The 4,475-nt window shown below is 40.0% G+C and carries 3 protein-coding genes; all 3 read left to right on the top strand.

Annotation, left to right across the window (positions count from 1 at the left end; translation table 11 throughout):
* Positions 1 to 1,362 (top strand): methyltransferase domain-containing protein (locus F6K49_RS35865; protein WP_293104469.1); only part of this gene is annotated, 1,362 nt, incomplete at its 5' end.
* Positions 1,363 to 1,586: 224 nt separating this feature from the next.
* Complete coding sequence (locus F6K49_RS35860; protein WP_293104466.1) at positions 1,587 to 2,981, top strand: flavocytochrome c; 1,395 nt, start codon at positions 1,587 to 1,589, stop codon at positions 2,979 to 2,981.
* Between the two features lie 224 nt (positions 2,982 to 3,205).
* Complete coding sequence (locus tag F6K49_RS35855) at positions 3,206 to 4,369, top strand: cobalamin-dependent protein (protein ID WP_293104463.1); 1,164 nt, start codon at positions 3,206 to 3,208, stop codon at positions 4,367 to 4,369.
* Positions 4,370 to 4,475 lie beyond the last annotated feature (106 nt).

The following is a 4,475-nucleotide window of genomic DNA, read 5'->3' as shown; positions in this document are numbered from 1 at the left end:
TACGAAATTGCCCAAGAACTCACCCAACGAGTGGGACTTGACGAACGCATCCAATACCTCACAGGCAATATTCTAAGTCCCCAAGTCATTGACGCCCTGTTGCCAAGCTCATTTGACAGCGTCATTTCTTTTCTGTCATTTTTACACATTGAAAACCGCGATAAAATACTGGAAATTTGTTTTCGATCTTTGAAGGAAAACGGCCTGATCTATATCGAAGATTACGTGGCCAATGACACTCTGACACCAGAAGTGCAAACCACTCTAGAAGAAGTGGTTCAATCCTCTTATTTACCAACCCGCGAAACCTACCGAAATCACTTCGAACGTGTAGGATTTGCTGACATTTGTTTCATCGATTTAACAACAGGATGGAAACGTTGGGTAAAAGAACGCTATCAAAAATTCCTCCAATCAAAAGAAGAATCAATCAAACTAGTCGGTGAAGACGTTTATGAACACCGTCGTCAATTTTATCAAACCATTAGCGACTTGTTTCAAAGCGGCAAGATTGGTGGCTCCTCCATCGTTGCCAAAAAACCTTGTGTTCCAAAAATTCACCAAGTACCTGATACATATTTCGCCTCTGTAACCCCTGTGTATAGTGAACAATACCATTTCTTTCTCGAAGATGGTTCTCTACTTGCTCTAAGATATTTCAAAACTGGAACAATCGAGCATTACTCAGCCTGGTGGAGCGACACCAAGGGCTACTCCCTGGAACTTATCAATACCTCCGAACACCGACGCTCAAATCAACACATCTCTATCCAAAAAAACGATCAAACCGGAACCATTTGTTTGCCAGAAGCCAATCTAGAAATTCAATTCCAAGTTGCCGCCGAATTCACTTGGGCGGTTCCCGCTGAAAAAAATCATCGTGCCGTCATTCACCAACCAAAACTCCTGTGCACAGTGTACACAGGCGATCGCACTCAAAAAGCTATAGGTTATTGCAAAATTTATCAGGGAGATTACCCCAAGTTTTGGGGCTACCACTTTGTTCACGCCTTTTTCCCTGATTACGGAATTGTTTGGAGTGCTGAAGCTACATTCGGCCAAGAAAAATACAATTATTTCAAGCTCCTGAACACCTCCCAAACAGAAAAAGAAATATTGTTAAACGGAGAAGATTCTTCCCATCGTCAAACCAGTGCCCACGCCCGCATCCAAGACAAAATACATCACTTGAAATTCGACACAAAAACTTTCGCAACTTGGTCGAGCATCCTGAGAAATCAACCATTGACTATGGAAAGTAAGCTATGCTTGGAATACAGACCCGCCATTCTAGAAATAGACGACCAAGAAGTTGGAGAAGGAATTTGTTTAAAAGAATTTTGTTTCGGTACAATTACATAAATTGATGATAAATTAGTTCAAGGTTATCATATCGGTAAACAAACAGCTAATGACTATAAAATTACAGAGAAGCGATGGTGAAAGCCCCTGTATTTTAAGCAGGAGATTAAACCAAACGAGCCGTTTATGCTAGACATATTTATGTGTCCTGTCTCTGGTAAAATGATTCTTACAGAGAGAGGTTAACAGCAGATTAACAATAGCAGTGAAGTGATAGTGAAGTGATGGATAAGTCTACTTTCTCTAATTGGGATACAGAGGCAGACGTGGTAGTTGTTGGTAGTGGAGTTGCTGGACTAGCGGCTGCGGTTGAAGCCAAAAATGCTGGTGCATCGGTCGTTGTTCTAGAAAAGCGTAGCGCCTGTGGCGGAAATTCTATCATGAGTGATGGAGGGATAGCGGTTGCGGGGACTGATTTTCAGAAACAATACGGTATTCTAGACTCTTGGGAACTCATGTATGAGGATATGTTGAGAGCTGGCTTGAATATGAATGATGCATCTCTGGCTAAGATAGTTGCTCAACAGTCTAATTCTGTACTAGAGTGGCTTACTGAATATTTAGCTGTCAAATTTAGACATAAGCCCATAATCTTTGGCGGCCATTCTGTTCCTCGTATCCATCTGCTACACAATTTTTCTGGAACAGCAATTGTGAAACCTCTTCTTTCAAAGGTAAAGGAGTTGGGCATTGATATCAAAACCAATATTTCCCTCACAAAGTTCGGAAAGGATGTTCGAGAGATTGAAGTTTATGACAAAAAGCAAAACCAAGCCAGAGCAGTCTATGCAAATACTGGTGTCGTTTTAGCTACTGGTGGTTTTGGCGGAGATGTTGCTTTCCGAATGCTTCATGATGCTCGTCTAACCAGCACTGTAGGTAATACTAATCGTTTGGATACTACAGCTGAAGGAATGCTAGAGGCGATCAAGATTGGTGCTAGTTCTGTCCATTTAGAATATATTCAGTTATCACCTTGGAGTTCTCCTGACGAGAAAGGTGGTAAAGTTGCTACCGAATTTTTTTATACAGTTTTTCCCTATGGGATAGTGGTTCATCCCTTAACAGGAAAGCGGTTTTTTAATGAATTAGCGGACAGAAAAATTAGAGCAGATTCAATTTTAGACGTTGGTCAACCCAGCATTGGTATTGCTGATTTGGAAGGTATAAACATTTCTGGTCACAGTATGGATCGGTACTTAAGCAGGAATATTGTGAAAAGGTTTGAAGACTTGGAGGAACTTGCTGCAGCATATTCTCTGCCTTATCAAGCTTTAAAAGAAACTCTCGATCGCTACAACAAGTATGTCGAGAATAAGAAAGATGAGAGTTGGCAAAAGCCTATTCCATTAGAGGCAAAACCTCTCCATGCTCCATATTATGCTATGCGCTTGTGGCCTAAGGTACATTACACTATGGGAGGCGTTACCATCAACCCTAAAGCTCAAGTTATTGATAATAATGGCCAGCCTATTCAAGGCTTGTATGCTGCAGGAGAAGTGACAGGCGGTATTCATGGTGCCTCTCGCTTAGGGGGTTCTTCTTTAACTGAATGCGTGGTGTTTGGTAGAATCGCTGGTAGACATGCTGCTTTACAAAAATTTACATCAATCTCCTAGACTTACTCTAGTAAGTTATGGAAAAATTTAAATTGTGGTTGCTAAATAATAATTTGTAATTTGTGTTGTTGACTCACATGCTGGAATATCCCGATGTAAATACATACAATAGGCAAATTGCAACATGGCTAGCTTTGTATACTGAAGGGTATCAACCAAATCAGTATTGATTTAGCAATACTTTAGCTATCTTATCAATGGGTGTCGAGCTCCCACAACTAGCAATGAACAAAATCATTTTAGAACGTGTCAACCAACATATTATTGATGGGGAATCTATTGGTTTAGAGGAAGCTTTAGATGAAGCCTTAAAAGACTATTCCCCCCGACAGATTATTAACACTTGCCTCTTAGAGGCTATGAGGACTGTCGGGGAATTATATGGTTCAAGAGAAATTCCGTTACCGTCCGTTATCAAATCGGCGGAGACTAAAAAAGCGGCGGTAGCGTATTTAGAAACCCATATGGATAAGGAAGAAGCTGACGATATTACTCAGGGTAAATGTCTGATTGCGACCGTAGAAGGTGACCTCCACGATCTTGGGAAAAATCTAGTTGATATTATCCTTTCTAGCAATGGTTACAAGGTAATTAATTTAGGCATTAACCAACCAATCGATAACATTCTCAAAGCCTACGAAGAACATCAACCAGACTGCATTGCCATGAGTGGCTTGTTGATCAAGACTATGGCAGTTATGAAGCATAATTTAGAAATTTTTAATGAAAAAAGCATTACCGTTCCTGTTATCTTAGGTGGCGCTGCATTAACTCCTAAGTTTGTGGAAAAGGATTGCAAAAATACCTATAAAGGTCAAGTTGTCTATGGTAAAAATGCTTTTGTTGATTGGCATTTTATGGATAAACTAATGTCAGCAAAAGCTGACGATAATTGGGACGACCTGAAAGGATTTTTAGATGAAGAAAATTCACCTCCCCCCCCACTAACCTTAGAAGAGATGGGGCAAATGCCATTTGCCGAAGCAAATCAATATAAACTTTATATGAATGACTCATTTGTTTATAATGAAGAATCTTTGGCAAAAGAATCATCGGCAAAAAAATCTGTGGTAATTGATACTAAGCGTTCCCATGTAGTAACTTTAGATGTAGAACGCCCTACTCCTCCTTTTTGGGGAACTCAAGTATTAAAAGATGGAGACATATCAATTGAAGACATTTACCCTTATGTAGATGTACAGCTTTTATACGTGGGACGGTGGCGATTCCGTAAGCTAAAAGATCAATCACAACAAGATTATAATGAGTTTTTAGCCACAAAAGCTTATGGAATTTTAGAAGAATGGAAAGAAAGAGTTATTGCCGATGACCTAATACATCCGGCAGCAATTTATGGCTATTTCCCCTGCAGGGCTATTTCATTCTAAAAAGTGGCTTAAGCGTGTCTAGACTAAAAGAACAAATTCGTTGAGCTTGTGCCATGTTTTTAAACATTTTTTCACGGTATAAATTGAGTGTAAAATTGCGCGCTAT

It is taken from the genome of Moorena sp. SIO3I6 (assembly GCF_010672095.1).
The sequence above is the reverse complement of the archived record's forward strand: the minus strand, read 5'-3'. Positions and strand labels throughout refer to the sequence as shown.